Raw genomic sequence first — 17,636 nt, forward strand, 5'->3', positions numbered from 1 at the left:
GAGCGCGCGCGACCGAGGGCCCCGCCGCCCCCCGCGAGTACCGGGGCCGGGCGCCCGGCGAGACCCTAGCCCGCCCCGCCGGTTACCGGGGGGCCCCTCCGCCGTGCCGCTACGGGGCCTACTTCTGGATCAGGGCGGCGAGCTTCTGGATCAGGGCGTCGAGGCGGTTCCGGCGATGGACTCGGCCGGTTGCCGGGAGCCACCCGCACCGCCGAGCCACTTCAGCCCGTCGAGCAGGAACCGGTTCTGCGTCTGGCTCGCGAAGGTGGACGACAGGGGGGTGTTGTGCTCGTAGTCCATCGCGTTGTGCCCGAAGTTCGCGTACAGCATCTTGTACTTGCTGTTCGTCCACAGGATCGGGTAGTAGCCGTCGTACCAGGTCTGGTTGGGGTCGGTGCCGAGCGGGAAGCTGCTCGGGTCGACGGAGGCCAGGATCTTGATGTCCGGGTTCTTCCGCAGGTCCTTCGACCAGCTGTACCACTCGCTGACCGACGAGGTGAAGGTGGCGGGCAGCGCCTTGGTGGACGGGTGGGTCCGGTCCTCGACCCGCAGGGTGGCCGTGGTCGGGCCCCAGGTGTTGGACTTGAAGTTGCCGCTGCCGAGGAACTCGTCGTGGTACCAGGGCCAGCTCTGTGCCTCGGTGGTGAAGGCCGCCACATGGAACCCCATCCAGGCGCCGCCGGCGCGCATATAGCGCTCGAAGCCGGAGCGTTGGGCGGCGGTCTGCGGCAGGTCGTCGAGGAACAGCACCACCTGGTAGTCGTCGGTCCCGATGTCGTTGAGCTGGTTCCAGTCGTTGCTCGCCGTATAGGTGAAACCGTTCTGCTCGGCCTGCTTCGGGAACCAGTCGTTCGCCTCGTGAACGAAATTGATGTGGGCGGCGTCCCACGTCCCGTTGTACAGGGCCAACACCTTGAACGGCGCGGCCGCGTCGCGCGCCGTCGCGTGGACGGGGGCGACCGCCAGCCCCAACAGCGTGGCCAGCAACACCAGCAGCCGTATGGCCACGGATGGCGTCCTGGACGATCTGAGGTCTTCGCTCTTCTGCATGCGTGCTCCTCGCTGTGCGGATGATGCCGCTGTCACGGGTGGGGGATCAGGACATTGACGGCGAACGCCGACACGGCTGCGGAGCGGGTCGTTCACCACCGCAGAGGCACGGCCCTTCGCGGATGGGCGAGGTGAACTTAAAGGTCTGAACCAATCCCGTCAAGAGATTCCGCCGTTCGGCCGGTGCGCGGAGCTTTGTCTCAATGGGTAAATGTCAATGCTTTTGATGACAGGTCGCTCGAGAGCTTCCGGGCCCGTGAGAAGGGCTCGGGCCCGGAAGTGCAAGATCGGCAGGGTCTACCGCTTTGGTCCGCGGCTGGCTATCCCTGGAAGGGCGGTCCCGGTCGGGGCCGCGTTCCCGGAAGGAGCCCAGTCATGGACGACTGGTACGTGGACGACCGCTGTACCAACTGCGATGTCGCCCGGCAGTTAGCGCCCGAGCTGATCAGCGAGGTCGGCGGGCGGTCGGAGGTCGTGCGTCAGCCGCGCGACGAGGCGGAGACGCGGCGCCTGCACGCCGCCGTGTTCGCCTGCCCCACCCGCTCGATCCGCCCGGCGTCCGGGCAGCCGGACCGGGCGCTCGACCCGTTCCCCATGGCCCTGGACGACGGTGTACTCATCTGCGGCCACAACTCCCAGCACACCGCTGGGGCCAACTCCTATCTGCTGCGGCGGCCGTCCGGCACGGCGATGATGATCGACACACCGCGCTGGAGCCGGGAGCTGGCCGGGCGTTACGCGGCGTCGGGCCCCGTCACCGATGTGCTGCTGACCCACCGCGACCACGCCGCACACGGCCGTCGCTACGCCGATCACTTCGGCGCCCGGCTGTGGATCCACGAGGGGGACCTGGACGCGGCGCCCGACGCGGACCAGGTGATCCGGGGCCTGGAGCCCGTGGAGATCGGCCCGGGGGTCACCGCCCATCCGCTGCCGGGCCACACCCTGGGCAGTGTGCTCTATCTCGCGGACGACCGGTACTGCTTCAGCGGTGACAGCATCTACTGGTCGCGCGCGCTCGGAGATCTGGCCGTGGCGGAGAGCGTGACCTGGCACTCCATCGAGGAGCTGGCCGCCTCACTGGCAAGGGTGGCCGGACGGCTGCGTTGTGAGTGGGTCCTGCCGGGCCACGGGGATCGGTGTCATCTGGACGCCGACGAGATGTCCCGGCGGTTGCGGGCGCTGGCGGAGCGCACGGGGCTGCTGCGGCCCCGGCCGATCGACTTCACGGCCGTCCGGTGGTGAGGCGCTCTGGTGGTGAGGCCGTCCGGTGGTGAGGGAGCGGCCGGGTGGGGGAGAGGCCGGGACCGAGTCCGGCGGAGGTCGGTGACCACTGGGTTTCTGTAGGAAGTCGACAGGGAGGGGCACCCGCCCCTGTGGGTGCCCGATTCCTCCTCGAGGGCCTGGGACCGATAGTTTGCGAGGGTAGGGGTCGGCACGCATGGTGACGTCCGGCGGTGCGGTGACGTCCGGCGGTGCATGGACAGACCGCGTCAGACCGCGTCAGAACCGTGGCGGACCCCGACAGACATCGTCGACAGACGTCGACGGAGATCGACAAGAGAAGGTGGTCCCTTGAGCCGCTCGGTTCTCGTCACCGGAGGCAACCGCGGCATCGGCCTCGCCATCGCCCGTGCCTTCGCCGACGCTGGCGACAAGGTCGCCATCACCTACCGGTCCGGTGAGCCGCCGGCCGGCTTCCTCGCGGTGAAGTGCGACATCACCGAGCCGGAGCAGGTCGAGCAGGCGTACAAGGAGATCGAGGAGAAGCACGGCACGGTCGAGGTCCTGGTGGCCAACGCCGGGGTCACCCGCGACCAGCTGCTGATGCGGATGACCGAGGAGGACTTCGCCGCCGTCCTCGAGACCAACCTCACCGGCACGTTCCGCGTGGTCAAGCGGGCCAACCGGGGGATGCTGCGGGCCCGTAAGGGGCGCGTGGTGCTGATCTCGTCGGTCGTCGGGCTGATGGGTTCGGCCGGTCAGGCGAACTACGCCGCGTCCAAGGCGGGCCTGGTGGGCTTCGCCCGCTCCCTCGCCCGTGAGCTGGGCTCGCGCAACATCACCGTCAATGTGGTCGCGCCCGGTTTCGTCGACACGGACATGACGCGCGCGCTCAACGACGACCAGCGCGAGAACATCGTGAAGCAGGTACCGCTCGCGCGTTACGCGCAGCCCGAGGAGATCGCCGCCTCGGTCCGCTTCCTGGCCTCCGACGAGGCCGCGTACATCACTGGAGCCGTCATCCCTGTCGACGGCGGATTGGGCATGGGTCACTGAACGTCATGAGTGGAATTCTCGCGGGTAAGCGCATCCTGGTCACGGGCGTCATCACCGAGGCGTCCATCGCCTTCCACGCCGCCAGACTGGCCCAGGAGGAGGGTGCCGAGGTCATCCTCACCGGCTTCGGCAGGGTCTCCCTCGTGGAGCGGATCGCCAAGCGGCTGCCCAAGCCCGCCCCGGTCATCGAGCTGGACGTGCAGAACCAGGAGCAGCTGGACGGCCTGGCCGACAAGGTGCGCGAGCACCTGGGCGAGGGCGTCGACCTCGACGGCGTGGTGCACTCCATCGCCTTCGGCCCCCAGGGTGCGTTCAACTTCCTCGAGGGCACCTGGGAGGACGTCGGCACGGCCGTGCACGTCTCCGCGTACTCCCTCAAGGCGCTCACCATGGCGTGCCTGCCGGTCATGCCGCGGGGCGGCTCGATCGTCGGCCTGACCTTCGACGCCCAGTTCGCCTGGCCGAAGTACGACTGGATGGGCGTGGCCAAGGCGGCGCTGGAGTCCACCAACCGCTACCTCGCCCGCGACCTCGGCGAGCGGAACGTGCGCTGCAACCTGGTCTCCGCCGGGCCCATCAAGTCCATGGCCGCGAAGTCCATCCCCGGCTTCGAGGAGCTCGCGGACGTGTGGAACCACCGGGCCCCGATCGGCTGGGACCTGACCGACCCGGAGCCGGCCGGCCGCGGCGTCGTCGCCCTGCTGTCCGACTGGTTCCCGCGCACCACGGGCGAGATCGTGCATGTCGACGGCGGTGTGCACATGATGGGTGCCTGAGCCCACGGCCGCGCCCACGGCGTTTCCGTGTGACGGCCGCCGTCCCGCTCCCGCGCACCGCGGGTCCGGGCGGCGGCCGTTCCGCGTTCACGTTCGGCGTCCGCGTTCACCCGTTCGCGGGAGCAGGACGCGCGTACGGGTGGTGGATACACGCATTGTGGGGTCATAGACCCCGTAACGCCCAATACCCCTGATGCCCCCGATACGCCTGATACGCCTGATGCGACGAACCGACTCACCGGAGCGCCCGCGCCAGCGACACGGCCGAGGAGGTCCCGCATGCGTACGACCCGCCGTGTCGCGGCCGCGGTGCTGCTCGTCGCCACGGTGGGTCTGATCATCGCCGCCTCCAGCTCCGCCGCGCAGGACCGGCCCCGGCCGCGCGAGGCCGCCTGCAGCACCACGGTGCGCGGCTCGCACGCCACCGCCAGCTGCTTCAACCCCAATCCCCGCGCCGACCGGGTGCAGCTGCACGTCGAATGCGCCCACTGGTGGGACCCGGACATGGACGCCCGCCCGGTGGAGGTCGGCCCGGCCCAGTATGTGCGGCTCGCCGAGCGCTGCTGGAAGGAGATACGGAAGGCCTGGGTGAGCCACCGCTGAGCGGGGGGCTCAGCCGCTCCGGAAACGGCAGCCGAACGGGTGGGTGCTGGCCTCGGCCGCCGCCCGCTCCCCGGCCCCCTCCCGGATCGCCTCCACCAGCCGTCCGTGGTCCACATACGTGTCCGGGCCCATCCCGCTGTCGACGTCCGCGCGCAGGAAGTCCCGTACGACCGCGCCCAGGTCCGCGTACAGCTCGGCCAGCACATCGTTGTGCGCGGCGGCCACGACCGCCATGTGCAAGGTGGCGTCCGCCTCGACGAAGGCGTCCGGGTCGCCCGCCTCCCAGGCCCGCTCGCGCCGGTCCAGCTGGGCGTCCAGCTGCTTGAGGTCCTGCTCGGTACGGCGCTCCGCGGCCAGATGGGCCGCCTTCGTCTCCAGCGCGCTGCGCAGCTCGGCCACATGACGGGGGTCGGCGCCGGCGAAGCGGCGGTGCATCACCCCGGCCAGTTCGCTGGTGGCCAGCACATAGGTGCCCGAGCCCTGGCGGATGTCCAGCAGTCCGTTGTGCGCGAGGGCGCGCACGGCCTCCCGCACGGTGTTGCGCGCGACCCCGAGCTGCTCGACCAGCTCGGGCTCGGTGGGGATCCGCGAGCCCACCGGCCACTCGCCCGAGGTGATCTGGGCGCGCAGCTGGGCGATCACCTGATCGGCGAGGGCGGAGCGCCGGGGCGAGGTCAGCGGCATGACTCTCCTGTGCTTGCGGGCGTGCTTGCGGCGGATGCGGATGGTGCCCGAGGTGGGCGAGGCGAACGGACGACGATCCTTCCATGATGCCGCCCGGCCGTTACCGGGTGGCCGCTGTCCACTGGACGAGCATTCATCCTATGATTCTATGATGGTCGGCATGCATACGCCCCCGTCTGACGACCTCGCGATGCCCGAGACCGCCGCCTCCGCGCCCCGCCCGGCGGAACACGGAGGACCGCGCCGCGCGGCCTCGCCCTGGCGCGGCCGCGTCATGGCGGCAGGGCTCATGCTCGCCGCGCTCAATCTCCGCCCCGCCGTCACCAGTCTCGGTCCGCTGCTCGAGGAGGTCCGCGACGACCTCGGGATGAGCGGCACCGTCGCCGGAGTGCTCACCTCCGTGCCCGCGGCCTGCTTCGCGCTCTTCGGGCTCACCGCGCCCCGGCTGGCCCGGCGCTGGGGGGCGGGGGCCATCGTCTGCGCCGGGCTCGCCGCCATCGCCACCGGTCTGCTGCTGCGCCCCTTCGCCGGCGGGACCGTGGTCTTCCTGGCCGCCAGCGCGCTCGCCCTGGCCGGGATCGCGGTGAGCAACATCCTGATGCCGGTGATCGTCAAGCGCTGGTTCCCGGACCGGGTCGGCGCGATGACGGGGCTGTACTCGATGGGCCTGTCGCTGGGCACGGCCGCCGCCGCGGCGGCCACCGTGCCGATGACCGACGCACTGGGCGGCTCCTGGCGGAGCGGGCTCGGGGTGTGGGCGCTGCTCGCCGCGGTGGCACTGGTGCCCTGGCTGTTCCTCGCCCGCGTCGGTGCGAGCGGCCCGGAGGCGGGCGGTACGGATACGGACGCACCTGCCGCGGCCGAGACCGCCGTGGCCCCCGCCGACGCCCCCGCGATGCGCATCACCCGCTCCCCCCTCGCCTGGGCCATGGCCGTCTTCTTCGGCTTCCAGGCCACCGCCGCGTACATCTCCATGGGCTGGATGCCGCAGATCTTCCGGGACGCGGGGGTCTCCGCCTCCACCTCCGGTCTGCTGCTGGCCGTGATGATGGCGATGGGCGTGCCGCTCGCCTTCGTCCTGCCGCGGATCGCCGCCCGGCTGCGGCACCAGGGCGTCCTGGTCTTCATCCTCGGCGTCTTCGGGCTCACCGGTTACGCCGGGCTGTGGCTGGCACCGGCCGAGGGCGCCTGGGCGTGGGCCGTGCTGCTCGGCATCGCCAACTGCGCCTTCCCGCTCGCCCTCACCATGATCGGCATGCGGACGAGGACCCACGCGGGCGTCGTCCGGCTGTCGGCCTTCGCGCAGAGCGTCGGCTATCTGCTGTCCATCCCCGGCCCGCTGCTGGTCGGCGTGCTCTACCAGCACAGCGGCGGCTGGGGGCAGCCCATCGCGCTGATGGCCGGGTTCATGGTGCCGCAGATCGTCGCGGGCGTACTGGCCGGACGCGACCGCCACCTCGAGGACGAGGCCTGACCAGCGCGAAGCCCGAGCAGGGCGAGGGCTCGCGCGGTCTCGCGCAGCGGGGATGGGACACTGATGCCATGCCAGTGCTCGATGAGAACCCCCCGAACGGCCAGAAGAAGCTCCTCGTCATCTTCGGCGTGATGCTGGGCATCACCGTGATCATCGGTGTGATCGCCACCATCGCCTCACCCTGACCTGGGGCGAGACGCCGGATGGTGGGGCTGGCCCCACCATCCCCTAGGGGGCTGGGCTCAGGGGTAACTGGGTGGCTCACCGGATGGGAGACGCCCCGCCCGCTCCGTACCGTCGAACCATCGACACGTTCGGCGACCCCGGAGGCGATCCCATGTCCGCCCGCACCCGTACCCGGCCCGCGCATCCGGTGGACAGCGGCATGGACACCCGGCTGCCGTGGTGGGCCGTCGCCCTCCCGGCCGTGGCCTTCGCGGCGCTGCTGCTCCTGCTGACCGGACCCACCGACGCCCATGCCGACAGCGGTGGCTCAGGGCCGGTCTCGCAGGTCGTGGAGTTGGTGCAGCGGGCCTTCGGAGAGGCGGCACCGTGACCACCGTAGGCGGTGGAGATCAGTTGTGTCCGCCGTATCGCGGGTGTGCTCACGTTTGACGAGGTCGTTCCAACACCCTGCGCCTCGTGCACCGATTCATGCGAAGCTGGGACGCATGAGCGTCGATGTGCCCCGCAGGATTGTTCTCCTTCGACACGCCAAGGCCGACTGGCCCCAGGTGGCCGACCATGAGCGCCCGCTCGCGGAGCGCGGCCGCAATGACGCCCCGCTCGCCGGGCGCCGGATCGCGGACGCCGGTCTCACCCCCGAACTCACCCTCTGCTCCACCGCACTGCGCACCCGTGAGACCTGGAAGCTGGTGGTCCACGAGCTGCCGCAGCGCCCCAAGACCGTCTACGAGGAGCGGCTCTACGACGCCCCGGTCGGTCAGCTCATCGAGGTGATCAACGAGACTCCGGACGACATCACCGACCTGCTGGTCGTCGGTCACAACCCCGGGATGCACGGCCTCGCCGACGCGCTGGCGGGCGAGGCCGACGAGGACGCCAAGGAGCGCATGGACCGCGGTGCCTTCCCCACCTCCGCGTTCGCGGTCGTGACGTTCAGCGGCTCGTGGAAGTCGGTCGAGATCGGCTGCGGGCGGCTGACCAGCTTCTGGGCGCCCCACGAGTGAGCCGAGCGAGCCGCTCGCCGGACGTGCCGCCCCGGGCGTGATGCCACGTCCCAACGGACCGGCCCCCGCGCCACCGTGCACCGGCCCCCGCTCCACCGTCGTCGTAGTCGTACGGGGGTGCGGGGGCCGTTCCGCGTTCCGGACCGGGCCCGTCAGTCCACGTGCGCGTCCGCCGCCTCGACCTCGTCGCGGGTCACACCCAGCAGATACAGCACCGTGTCGAGGAACGGCACGTTCACGGCGGTGTGCGCGGCCTCCCGGACCACCGGCTTGGCGTTGAAGGCGACCCCCAGACCGGCCGCGTTCAGCATGTCCAGGTCGTTCGCCCCGTCGCCGATCGCGACCGTCTGCACCAGCGGCACCCCCGCCTCGGCCGCGAAGCGTCGCAGCAGCCGGGCCTTGCCCGCCCGGTCCACCACCTCGCCGATCACCCGGCCGGTCAGCTTGCCGTCCACGACCTCCAGGGTGTTGGCGGAGGCGAAGTCCAGGCCAAGACGTTCCTTGAGGTCGTCGGTGACCTGCGTAAAGCCACCGGAGACCACGCCCACCTGATAGCCGAGCCGCTTCAGGGTGCGGATCAGCGTACGGGCGCCGGGGGTGAGCCGGACCTCGGCACGCACCTTCTCCACCACGGACTCGTCGATCCCGGCCAGCAGCGCGACCCGCGCGTGCAGCGACTGCTCGAAGTCCAGCTCACCGCGCATCGCCCGGGCCGTGACCTCGGCGACCTCGGCCTGACAGCCCGCATGCGCGGCGAAGAGCTCGATCACCTCGTCCTGGATCAGGGTGGAGTCCACGTCCATGACCACCAGCCGCTGCGCCCGGCGCTGCAGCCCCGACGCCACCACGGCCACATCGACGCCGATATCGGCGGCCTCGATGGCCAGCGCGGTGCGCAGCGGCTCGGTCTCGGCGCCGGACACCTCGAACTCCACGGCCGTGACCGGATACTTCGCCAGCCGGAAGATCCGGTCGATATTGCCGCCGGTGCCGGTGATCCGGGAGGCGATGGCGGCCGTCGACTCGGCGGTCAGCGGATTCCCCAGCACGGTGACATGCGACCGGCCCGTGCCACGCGGCCGGTTGTCGCCCCGGCCGGAGATGATCTCGGCTTGGAGCCGCATCGACTCCGCCCAGCTGTGCACGGTGGCCCGCAGATCGCCCTCCGCCCCGTCGGCCTTGGGCGCCGTGACCAGGACACACAGCACGATGCGGCCCCGGGTGACGACCTGCTCTATGTCGACTATGTGCACGCCATAGGCGGCGAGGGTGTCGCAGAGCCCGGCGGTGATGCCGGGGCGGTCCTTGCCGAAGATCTTGACAAGGAGGGTCGGGACATCGTCGTCCGGAACGGTGGTGACAGGGGGGATCCGCGATGCGCTCATGGTCTTCCCACCGTATCCGGCTGTTCGCGCGGTGCGCGCGGCAGCCCGCACCGTGGACGGCCATCCGAGGCGGAACGTTCATGTCCCGGTCGCCATGATGTCACCCCTCGCATGATCGGCGACGTCACGCGCCACGCCCGCCGCCGTGCCCCCGGGGCCCGCCGTCGCCCTCGTCCGGCCGCGCGAGCGCCACCGCCCGGCGCCCCGCCGCCCCCGTCGCCCATGCCGCCAGCGCCCCGGCGGCCCCCGCCGCCGCGCCCCACCCCGCGCCCAGCGCCAGTGCGAGCGCGGCGTTCCCGTACAGCTTGATCCCCGCCCCGAAGGCGTCGAACCCGAGCACGGACAGGCTCGCCCCGGCCGAGACCTTGGTCACCGCCACCAGCAGCGGCAGCGCGAGCGCGGTCACCGCGCCCAGCCGCAGCGCACACCACCCCGCGAAGGCGAGCGGCCGGGAGCCCCCCACGGGCGTACGGGCCGCGGTGAGCACCCCGGCGGCGAGCATCAGCAGCACACTCGCGACCACCAGCAGCCAGACCCGGCCGTCGAGCTCGGCCAGCCGCCCCACCGTGAGCCGCTCCCCGCCCGGCCCGGCGAGCAGATCGTCCACCGGGTCGGGCAGCACATGCCGCAGCGCCCCGCTCGCCCGGCCGTACCAGGGGACGAACAGCCCGAGCGGTACCCCGATCCACACCCCGTTGGGCGCGCCGAGCAGAGCCGACCCGAGCACCAGCCCCGGATGGTCGTCCCCGGTCGCCGCGTAGATTCCGGCCACCAGACCCGCGCCGACCGCGAGCAGCAGCACCCCGCACAGCGCGGACACCGCCGGCCGGACCGTGCGGTGCAGCGCCCGCGTGCCGGGCGGCAGCGGGGTACGGCGCGAGACGAGCAGCGCGAGGAGCAGGACGGCGACGACCCACACCACGCCGCCCAGCAGTGAGCGGCCGGGGGTCACGGTGAAGCCGACGGACGCCTTGGCGCCGACGAGGTCGGACAGCCGGTCCGGCAGCAGCCCGCCGCCGATGTCCGCGATATCGCCCAGCTGCTCGGGGAGCCGGCTCAGCAGATCGTGCTCGGCCTGTTCGGTGCCGAGGCCGCGGCGGACGAGCGTGGCGCCGTCGATCGTGACCGTATCGTTGCCCACCCAGGTCAGCCCGGCGAGCAGCAGCAGGAAGAGCAGGGCCACCAGGCCCGCCCGCGCCGCGAGTTCGGCCCGGCCGATCACCGCCCCAGCGCCCCGTAACGACCGTACGAACAGCCATCCCAGCAGCAGCGCGCCGACCAGGCTCACCCCCAGTGGCGCGATATCGATGGCGGCGTGAGCCTGGGCCCCCTCCAGTCCGAAGACGCCCACATCGCCGGACGGAGTGACGGAACCGCCGACCGCCAGCACCGTCGCCGCGGCTGCCATCGGCCCGAGCGCGCCCGCCCCGTCCGCGCCGATCAGATGCAGACCGAGCGCGGCGATGCCGACCATGGCCAGGAACGCCCAGCTCACCGAGGCGATCGCGGCGAGCAGCGCGGGTCCCCAGGGCACTCGTACGCCGCCGCTCGCGCTCATACCGCCGACCCCCCGATCGTCGCGAGTTGCCCGGATAAACCATGATCCGCACTATCCGTCAGCGCTTACCACTTTCCGAGGGCCTTTCGGATGAGTCAATGACGCCCGAGATGCGGTCTTGTCAAAACCCGACTTCCGGTGAAGGGACTGAGCCTGAAATAGTTCCTCACGATGTTCGCCATCCCTAGACTCCCTGTGTCAGGGGGTAACTCGGGGGACAACTAGTGGGGCGCGGAGTGCCGGAACTCGTACTGGAATTGAACGGACAGACCTGGACACTTGATCCATCCAGGTCGTACAGCCTGGGGCGTGACCCACAGGGCGACATGGTGCTGGACGACGCCAGGGTCTCCTGGCGACATGCCACGGTGCGCTGGGGTGGGCGCAGTTGGATCATTGAGGATCAGGGTTCCACCAACGGCACCTATGTGCAGGGCCAGAGAATTCAACAGGTGGAAATCGGCCCTGGTTCGGCCGTCCATCTCGGCAATGCCACCGATGGCCCCCGGCTCAGCGTCTCCGGCGGCGGTGCCCCCTCGGGCGGTGCGCCCTCGATGGGTGCCGCGGGCGCGTACGGCCAGCAGGCGGCGATGGGCATGCCCCAGCAGGGCCAGCAAGGCCAGCAGGCGCACCAGGGCCAGCAGCCCCCCGCCCAGCAGCCGCCGCAGCAGCCCGGCCCCGGCGGCTGGCCGCAGCAGGGCGGACAGCCGCCCCAGGGGCAGCCGCAGGCGCAGCCCCAGGGGCAGCCGCAAGGCTGGCAGCAGCAGCCCCAGGCCCCGCACCAGCAGCAGCCGTTCATCCCGCAGCAGCAGGCGCCCCATCAGCCGCCGCAGCAACAGGCCCCCCAGCCGCACCAGCAGCCGCAGCCCCAGGCCCCGCAGAGCAACCTCGCGCAGAGCGGCCCCGGCGCCGGTCCCTCCGGCCCGGCCGGCACCGCGACCGCCCAGGGCGACCGCAGCCCGACCACCTTCCACCAGCTGGCCGCCGGCCGGGTGATGCGCATCGGTCGTGCGCTGGAGAACGAGCTGGTCGTCTCCGATCTGCAGGTCTCGCGCCACCACGCCGAGTTCCAGGCGCTGCCCGACGGCCGCTTCGAGATACGTGACCTCGGCAGCCACAACGGCACCTATGTCAACGGTCAGCCGGTCCGGCAGCAGATCATCGGCCCCGCCGACACCGTCGGCGTCGGTCACTCCACCTTCCGGCTGGTCGGCGACCGCCTCGAGGAGTTCGTCGACACTGGTGCGGTCTCCTTCTCGGCCCGCCATCTGACGGTGACGGTCGACGGCGGCAAGCAGATCCTCAAGGATGTCTCCTTCGGCGTCCCGGAGAAGTCCCTCGTCGCGGTCATCGGCCCGTCCGGCTCCGGCAAGTCCACGCTGCTGAAGGCGCTCACCGGTTACCGCCCGGCCAACGAGGGCGATGTCCTCTACGACAACCGGAACCTCTACAAGCAGTTCGCCGAGCTGCGCCAGCGCATCGGTCTGGTGCCCCAGGACGACATCCTCCACAAGGAGCTGACCGTCCAGAAGGCCCTGCGCTACGCCGCCAAGCTCCGCTTCCCCGGTGACACCGCCGAGGCCGAGCGCGAGGCCCGGATCGACGAGGTGCTGCGCGAGCTCAAGCTGGACATCCACCGGGAGAAGAAGGTCACCGCCCTCTCCGGCGGTCAGCGCAAGCGGGTCTCGGTCGCGCTGGAGCTGCTCACCAAGCCGTCGCTGATCTTCCTGGACGAGCCGACCTCCGGTCTCGACCCGGGCATGGACCGCGATGTCATGCAGTTGCTGCGCGGTCTGGCCGACGACGGCCGTACGGTGCTGGTGGTCACCCACTCGGTGGCCGAGCTCGCGCTGTGCGACAAGCTTCTGGTGATGGCGCCGGGCGGTTCGGTGGCCTACTTCGGCCCGCCGGACGAGGCGCTCAACTTCTTCGGCTACAGCAGCTGGGCGGATGTCTTCTCGGCGTTCGAGAACTACCGCGACTACGACTGGGCGGGCCGCTGGCGCGGTTCGCAGCACTACCAGATGTACGCCGCGGACCTGGACTCCGTCGCCCCGCAGTCCGTCCATGTCCAGGCGCCGCCGACCCGGATGCAGAAGCCACAGAGCTGGGGTTCGCAGCTGTGGACGCTGATCCGCCGCTATCTGTCGGTGATCGGCTCCGACAAGGGCTTCATGGGGCTGATGGTGATCCTGCCCGCCGTGCTGGGGGCGGTGAGCGTCGTCATACCGGCGAAGTTCGGCCTCCAGATGGCCCCGAAGGGCAGTTTCAACCAGGCCGCCGGGACGGTGTTGCTGATCCTTGTGGTCGGCATGTGCTTTACCGGCGCGGCCAATTCCGTACGAGAACTGATCAAGGAACGGGTCATCTACGAACGCGAACGGGCGGTCGGCCTGTCCCGCTCCGCGTATCTGATGTCCAAGGTGATCGTGCTCGGCGTGATCACCGCATGCCAGGGCGTCATCATCTCCGCCATCGGTCTCTCGACGCGCGAAATGCCCGAAGAGGGCCTGCTGATGCCGCCGGCCGCCGAACTCTGCGTGGCCGTCATCGCGATCGGCTTCACCTCGATGATGGTGGGCCTGGTCATCTCGTCCCTGGTGAAGACCGCCGAGAAGACCATGCCGCTGCTGGTCATGTTCGCGATCGTCCAGGTGGTCTTCACCGGTGTGCTGTTCAAGATCTTCGGATCGCCGGGTGTGGAGCAGTTCGCCTGGCTGATGCCGTCCCGCTGGGCGATCGGCGCGGCCGGTGCCACGCTGGACCTCGGCCCTGGCGCCGGTCACATGATGGCGCCGTGGGACAGCAAGAAGCCCCTGGACACCGACCCGCTGTGGGAGCACACCACCACCCAGTGGGGCATCGACATGGTCGCGCTGATCGTCCTGGGCATCGTGTGCGGCATCACGGTCGCACGGCTGCTGCGCCGCCATGAGCCGGAGGTCATGCGCAAGTAGCCGCCACGGCGGTCAGGAAGACACGGCCGCGGAAACACGGCAACGAAAAGCGCGGCCACGAGAAGCACGGTCCCGGAGAAGGGCGGCGGCACCCCTCGCACACAGGGGGTGCCGTCGCCCTTCGGCGTCGGAACGCCGGGTTCTTGACGGGCCCTTCAGGCTCAGTACGGGCCGTTCACGTTGTCCATGGAGCCGTACCGGTCGGCGGCGTAGTTGCAGGCGGCGGTGATGTTCGCGACCGGGTCGTAGGCGTCCCAGGCGGTGCCCTCGACGTGGTAGGCCTGGAAGGTCGGGGCTATTACCTGGAGCAGACCCTTGGAGGGCACGCCGTTCTGGGCGTTGATGTCCCAGTTGTTGATGGCGCGCGGGTCGCCGCCGGACTCCCGGATGATGTTGCGGTGGATGCCCTCGTAGGAGCCGGGGATGCCCTTCTTCTTCATGATGTCGAGGGATTCGCGGATCCAGCCGTCGAGGTTGTCCGGGTAGGTCTTCTTCTCGTCGGCGACCGTCTCGATACGGCTGGCGGAGCGGCTCGCGGCCTGCTTGGCGGCGCGCTCCTTGGCGGCCTTGGCCTCGGCCGCCTTCTTCGCGGCGGCCTCTTCCGCTGCCTTCTTCGCGGCGGCTTCCTCCGCTGCCTTCTTCGCGGCGGCTTCCTCCGCTGCCTTCTTCTTCGCGGCGGCCTCTTCCGCTGCCTTCTTGGCCGCCTCTTCCTTGGCCTGCTTGGAGGCGAGGGCGGACTGCTTCGCCAGGACCTCGTGGTGGGCCTGGGCGTCGGCCTTCTGAGAGGTGAGGGCGACCGGCCTGTTCGGCAGGTCCTGGGCCGTGGTCTTGGCGCCGGCGTCACCACCGGGGACGACGGCGAAGGCTATGGCGGCCGCACCGGCGGCTGCGATTCCGGCGGCGGAGTACTTGTGCGTCTTGTTGAGACGGCTGTAACCGGGGATTTTGGGCAGGGGCATGGCGGAGTAGACCTCTTCCAATCGCTTGAGTCGCAGGCCACATCGGCGCGCAGAGCGCCGTTCCTGGATCTACGGCGCCGTGCGACTGGGTGAAATTCTTAGCTGCCGCAAAAAGTTGTCGCAAAGGCGTGACATACGATGCTGCTTAGTGGATAAGTAGGCCGTTCATGCCCACGCGGACGGCCGTCATCCCCGCTCAGTCGCCTATGAAACGTCCACTAAGCGCGTTCGTACGTGATTTCGGTCGTGTGTCCGGGCTCACATCGCGGAGCTTCTCATATTGCGCGCTGTGCCCACGCAAATGCTCAGGGTGTTTGTTTTTTCCACCCTTGTAACAGCCCCTTTGGGGGCCTCGTGTGCGCCGTTCGACCTAGGGCTCAGGTCTTATCGGGTGGCCGCCGACCGGCCGATATGCCCACCGGATGGCGGTGGGTACGGTAATGCCCATGACGAAAGGACGGGGTGGCGGAGCCGAGGCCGGGCTGAGCCGGGTGAGCGCGGCGCTGCTCGCCATGAGCCGACATCTGGAAGTCCGTGATGTCCTAAAGACCATCGTTGTATCCGCCCGTGAGCTGCTCGATGCGGAGTATGCCGCTCTGGGGGTTCCGGATGATCACGGGGGTTTCGCCCAGTTCGTAGTAGATGGGGTCAGTGAGGAGCAGTGGCGGGCCATCGGGCCGCTGCCTCGGCAGCACGGCATTCTCGCCGCGATGCTCAAGGACGCCACTCCGCAGCGACTCGCCGATGTGCGACTAGATGCCCGTTTTGAGGGATGGCCATCAGCTCATCCCGTTATGTCGGATTTCTTGGGACTTCCCATTGCCGACGGCGATGAAGTTCTCGGCGCGGTATTCCTCGCCAACAAGCGATGCCCCAAGCCCGAGGGCGGCTGCGGTTTCACCGCCGAGGACGAGGAACTGCTGTCCATCCTGGCCCAGCACGCCGCCATCGCCCTGACCAACGCCCGGCTCTACGAGCGCAGCCGCGAGCTCACCATCGCGGGGGAGCGGGCCAGGCTCGCCCATGAGCTGCACGACGCGGTCTCCCAGAAGCTCTTCTCGCTGCGGCTGACCGCCCAGGCGGCCACGGCCCTGGTGGACCGCGACCCCGGCCGCGCCAAGGACGAGCTCCAGCAGATCGCGCTGCTCGCCGCCGAGGCCGCCGACGAGCTGCGCTCCGCCGTCGTGGAGCTGCGCCCCGCCGCCCTCGACGAGGACGGCCTCGTGGCGACCCTCAGGACCCAGGTGCAGGTGCTCGACCGGGCCCACTCCGCCCGTGTCACCTTCGCCTGCCGCGGCGTACGGGCGTTGCCCGCCGCCCAGGAGGAGGCCGTGCTGCGGGTGGCCCAGGAGGCCCTGCACAACGCGCTGCGCCACGCCGACGCGCGGCAGGTGGACGTCACCCTCGCCCGGCACGGCCAGGGCGCCCGGCTCCGCGTCGCCGACGACGGCAGGGGATTCGACCCCTCGGCCGTACGGCGCGCCGGGCACCACCTCGGGCTGGTGTCGATGCGGTACCGGGCCGGCGGCGTCGGCGGCGGTCTGACGGTGGAGTCGGCGCCCGGCGAGGGCACCGTGATCGAGATGGAGGTGCCCGGTGGCTGACCCGGGACGGATTCGGGTGCTGCTCGTCGACGACCACCAGGTGGTGCGGCGCGGCCTGCGGACCTTCCTCCAGGTCCAGGACGACATCGAGGTGGTCGGGGAGGCGTCGGACGGCGAGGAGGGCGTCGCCCGCGCCGAGGAACTGCGCCCCGACGTCGTCCTCATGGACGTGAAGATGCCCGGCCTGGACGGGATCGAGGCGCTGCGTATCCTGCGCGACCTCGACAACCCCGCCCGGGTGCTGGTCGTGACGAGCTTCACCGAGAAGCGCACCGTGGTCCCCGCCCTGCGCGCGGGCGCCGCGGGATATGTCTACAAGGACGTGGACCCCGAGGCCCTGGCCCGCGCCATCCGGTCCGTCCACTCCGGGCATGTGCTGCTCCAGCCCGAGGTGGCCCTCGCGCTGCTCTCCCAGGAGGACGGCGGCGGCCAGGGGCGCGGCGGGTCGCTCACCGAGCGCGAACGCGAGGTGCTGGCGCTGATCGCGGACGGCCGGTCCAACCGGGAGATCGCCCGTGCGCTGGTGCTATCCGAAAAGACCGTAAAGACCCATGTGTCCAACATTCTTATGAAATTGGATCTGGCCGATCGCACTCAGGCCGCCCTATGGGCGGTACGGCACGGGATCGGAGCATGAACAGCGTTTCTCCGTGAAATCACACCAACGTGTGGCGATCACTCGAACAGCGCAACTCGCCATCGGCCGGGCCGTTCTTCACGGCGTATCGCGGCGTACCGCCGCGGTGATGCGCTGATGAATGAAGGGTCTTGAGAAGTGAAGAACATCAAGAGGTTCGCTGCCCTCACGATCGTGGCCGGCGGACTCGCCGTCGCCGGTGCCGGTGTCGCCTCCGCCCAGGGCCCCCAGGCCGACGGTGGGGCGATGACGTCCCCGGGTGTCGTTTCCGGCAACAACATTCAGGCGCCCGTCCACGTGCCCGTGAACGCTTGCAGCAACACCATCTCGGTCATCGGGGCCATGAACCCGGCGTACGGCGTCCCCTGCGGCCGCTGACCGCCCCCTGGCGGGATATCCCGACGCACCACCCGGGGGGGGGCGGGCCCGCGGGCCCCGCCCGCCCCCGCCGCCGCCCCCGCCGCCCCCCCCCCCGCCCC

At 70.5% G+C, this 17,636-nt stretch carries 16 protein-coding genes and 1 pseudogene; 12 read left to right on the top strand and 5 right to left on the bottom strand.

Annotation, left to right across the window (positions count from 1 at the left end):
- Positions 1-162: 162 nt before the first annotated feature.
- Positions 163-1,050 (bottom strand): annotated as a pseudogene (locus ACFXB5_RS36560) (ThuA domain-containing protein); the annotation flags it as partial.
- 375 nt (positions 1,051-1,425) lie between these two features.
- Here ACFXB5_RS36560 and ACFXB5_RS36565 point away from each other — a divergent pair.
- The 4 genes from ACFXB5_RS36565 (at position 1,426) to ACFXB5_RS36580 (ending at position 4,709) form a co-directional block, all read left to right on the top strand.
- Positions 1,426-2,295, top strand: coding sequence for an MBL fold metallo-hydrolase (locus ACFXB5_RS36565; protein ID WP_385216429.1), 870 nt, complete (start codon positions 1,426-1,428; stop codon positions 2,293-2,295).
- 330 nt (positions 2,296-2,625) lie between these two features.
- Positions 2,626-3,330, top strand: coding sequence for a 3-oxoacyl-[acyl-carrier-protein] reductase (fabG, locus tag ACFXB5_RS36570; RefSeq protein ID WP_037963432.1), 705 nt, complete (start codon positions 2,626-2,628; stop codon positions 3,328-3,330).
- Positions 3,331-3,335: 5 nt separating this feature from the next.
- Positions 3,336-4,106 (top strand): enoyl-ACP reductase FabI, encoded by a 771-nt coding sequence (gene fabI / locus ACFXB5_RS36575; RefSeq protein WP_275562368.1) that lies wholly within the window; start codon positions 3,336-3,338, stop codon positions 4,104-4,106.
- A gap of 279 nt (positions 4,107-4,385) precedes the next feature.
- Positions 4,386-4,709, top strand: coding sequence for a hypothetical protein (locus ACFXB5_RS36580; protein ID WP_020872332.1), 324 nt, complete (start codon positions 4,386-4,388; stop codon positions 4,707-4,709).
- 9 nt (positions 4,710-4,718) lie between these two features.
- Here the strand turns inward: ACFXB5_RS36580 and ACFXB5_RS36585 are convergent, their stop codons facing one another.
- Positions 4,719-5,393 carry a FadR/GntR family transcriptional regulator gene (locus ACFXB5_RS36585; protein WP_385216433.1) on the bottom strand — a complete coding sequence of 225 codons (675 nt, stop codon included), beginning with the start codon at positions 5,391-5,393 and terminating at the stop codon, positions 4,719-4,721.
- Positions 5,394-5,553: 160 nt separating this feature from the next.
- On the opposite strand from ACFXB5_RS36585, the gene ACFXB5_RS36590 reads away from it, so the two are divergent.
- The 4 genes from ACFXB5_RS36590 (at position 5,554) to ACFXB5_RS36605 (ending at position 8,057) form a co-directional block, all read left to right on the top strand.
- Positions 5,554-6,867 (top strand): CynX/NimT family MFS transporter, encoded by a 1,314-nt coding sequence (locus tag ACFXB5_RS36590; protein WP_385216435.1) that lies wholly within the window; start codon positions 5,554-5,556, stop codon positions 6,865-6,867.
- Between the two features lie 68 nt (positions 6,868-6,935).
- Positions 6,936-7,052 carry an SGM_5486 family transporter-associated protein gene (locus tag ACFXB5_RS36595; RefSeq protein WP_251983317.1) on the top strand — a complete coding sequence of 39 codons (117 nt, stop codon included), beginning with the start codon at positions 6,936-6,938 and terminating at the stop codon, positions 7,050-7,052.
- 152 nt (positions 7,053-7,204) lie between these two features.
- Positions 7,205-7,423 (top strand): hypothetical protein, encoded by a 219-nt coding sequence (locus ACFXB5_RS36600; RefSeq protein WP_385216437.1) that lies wholly within the window; start codon positions 7,205-7,207, stop codon positions 7,421-7,423.
- 115 nt (positions 7,424-7,538) lie between these two features.
- Complete coding sequence (locus tag ACFXB5_RS36605) at positions 7,539-8,057, top strand: SixA phosphatase family protein (protein WP_385216440.1); 519 nt, start codon at positions 7,539-7,541, stop codon at positions 8,055-8,057.
- A 152-nt stretch (positions 8,058-8,209) separates the two neighbouring features.
- Here the strand turns inward: ACFXB5_RS36605 and serB are convergent, their stop codons facing one another.
- Together serB and ACFXB5_RS36615 are read right to left on the bottom strand one after the other, a co-directional pair.
- Entirely contained in the window at positions 8,210-9,442 is a 1,233-nt protein-coding gene (gene serB / locus ACFXB5_RS36610; protein ID WP_385216442.1) for a phosphoserine phosphatase SerB, read from the bottom strand.
- Positions 9,443-9,566: 124 nt separating this feature from the next.
- Positions 9,567-11,000, bottom strand: coding sequence for a streptophobe family protein (locus ACFXB5_RS36615; RefSeq protein ID WP_385216445.1), 1,434 nt, complete (start codon positions 10,998-11,000; stop codon positions 9,567-9,569).
- A gap of 224 nt (positions 11,001-11,224) precedes the next feature.
- On the opposite strand from ACFXB5_RS36615, the gene ACFXB5_RS36620 reads away from it, so the two are divergent.
- The gene (locus tag ACFXB5_RS36620) at positions 11,225-13,957 is read left to right on the top strand and encodes an FHA domain-containing protein (protein WP_385216447.1); all 2,733 of its coding nucleotides are present in this window, start codon (positions 11,225-11,227) and stop codon (positions 13,955-13,957) included.
- A gap of 161 nt (positions 13,958-14,118) precedes the next feature.
- On the opposite strand, the gene ACFXB5_RS36625 is transcribed toward ACFXB5_RS36620, so the two are convergent.
- A complete protein-coding gene (locus tag ACFXB5_RS36625; protein WP_385216450.1) occupies positions 14,119-14,916 on the bottom strand; it encodes a transglycosylase SLT domain-containing protein in 798 nt (265 codons plus the stop codon).
- A 446-nt stretch (positions 14,917-15,362) separates the two neighbouring features.
- Here ACFXB5_RS36625 and ACFXB5_RS36630 point away from each other — a divergent pair, with 446 nt between their 5' ends.
- From ACFXB5_RS36630 to ACFXB5_RS36640, 3 genes are all read left to right on the top strand, one after another.
- Positions 15,363-16,520, top strand: coding sequence for a GAF domain-containing sensor histidine kinase (locus ACFXB5_RS36630; RefSeq protein ID WP_385216453.1), 1,158 nt, complete (start codon positions 15,363-15,365; stop codon positions 16,518-16,520).
- Positions 16,513-17,157 (top strand): response regulator, encoded by a 645-nt coding sequence (locus ACFXB5_RS36635; RefSeq protein WP_385216456.1) that lies wholly within the window; start codon positions 16,513-16,515, stop codon positions 17,155-17,157. Before ACFXB5_RS36630 ends, ACFXB5_RS36635 begins: the two co-directional genes overlap by 8 nt.
- Before the next feature lie 138 nt (positions 17,158-17,295).
- Positions 17,296-17,535: a chaplin gene (locus tag ACFXB5_RS36640; protein WP_201853667.1), complete on the top strand. Its 240-nt coding sequence runs from the start codon at positions 17,296-17,298 to the stop codon at positions 17,533-17,535.
- Positions 17,536-17,636: the final 101 nt, after the last annotated feature.

The sequence above is a fragment of the Streptomyces sp. NPDC059455 genome (assembly GCF_042750115.1).
In the GTDB taxonomy this organism is placed as follows: domain Bacteria; phylum Actinomycetota; class Actinomycetes; order Streptomycetales; family Streptomycetaceae; genus Streptomyces; species Streptomyces endocoffeicus.

What these genes read in the sequence shown, in the direction of transcription:
- ACFXB5_RS36590 (WP_385216435.1), top strand. Translation starts at nt 5,554, where the DNA reads ATGCATACGCCCCCGTCTGACGACCTCGCGATGCCCGAGACCGCCGCC.
- ACFXB5_RS36625 (WP_385216450.1), bottom strand. Translation starts at nt 14,916, where the DNA reads ATGCCCCTGCCCAAAATCCCCGGTTACAGCCGTCTCAACAAGACGCAC.
- serB (WP_385216442.1), bottom strand. Translation starts at nt 9,442, where the DNA reads ATGAGCGCATCGCGGATCCCCCCTGTCACCACCGTTCCGGACGACGAT.
- ACFXB5_RS36600 (WP_385216437.1), top strand. Translation starts at nt 7,205, where the DNA reads ATGTCCGCCCGCACCCGTACCCGGCCCGCGCATCCGGTGGACAGCGGC.
- ACFXB5_RS36615 (WP_385216445.1), bottom strand. Translation starts at nt 11,000, where the DNA reads ATGAGCGCGAGCGGCGGCGTACGAGTGCCCTGGGGACCCGCGCTGCTC.
- fabI (WP_275562368.1), top strand. Translation starts at nt 3,336, where the DNA reads ATGAGTGGAATTCTCGCGGGTAAGCGCATCCTGGTCACGGGCGTCATC.
- ACFXB5_RS36565 (WP_385216429.1), top strand. Translation starts at nt 1,426, where the DNA reads ATGGACGACTGGTACGTGGACGACCGCTGTACCAACTGCGATGTCGCC.
- ACFXB5_RS36595 (WP_251983317.1), top strand. Translation starts at nt 6,936, where the DNA reads ATGCCAGTGCTCGATGAGAACCCCCCGAACGGCCAGAAGAAGCTCCTC.
- ACFXB5_RS36585 (WP_385216433.1), bottom strand. Translation starts at nt 5,393, where the DNA reads ATGCCGCTGACCTCGCCCCGGCGCTCCGCCCTCGCCGATCAGGTGATC.
- ACFXB5_RS36580 (WP_020872332.1), top strand. Translation starts at nt 4,386, where the DNA reads ATGCGTACGACCCGCCGTGTCGCGGCCGCGGTGCTGCTCGTCGCCACG.
- ACFXB5_RS36605 (WP_385216440.1), top strand. Translation starts at nt 7,539, where the DNA reads ATGAGCGTCGATGTGCCCCGCAGGATTGTTCTCCTTCGACACGCCAAG.
- ACFXB5_RS36630 (WP_385216453.1), top strand. Translation starts at nt 15,363, where the DNA reads ATGACGAAAGGACGGGGTGGCGGAGCCGAGGCCGGGCTGAGCCGGGTG.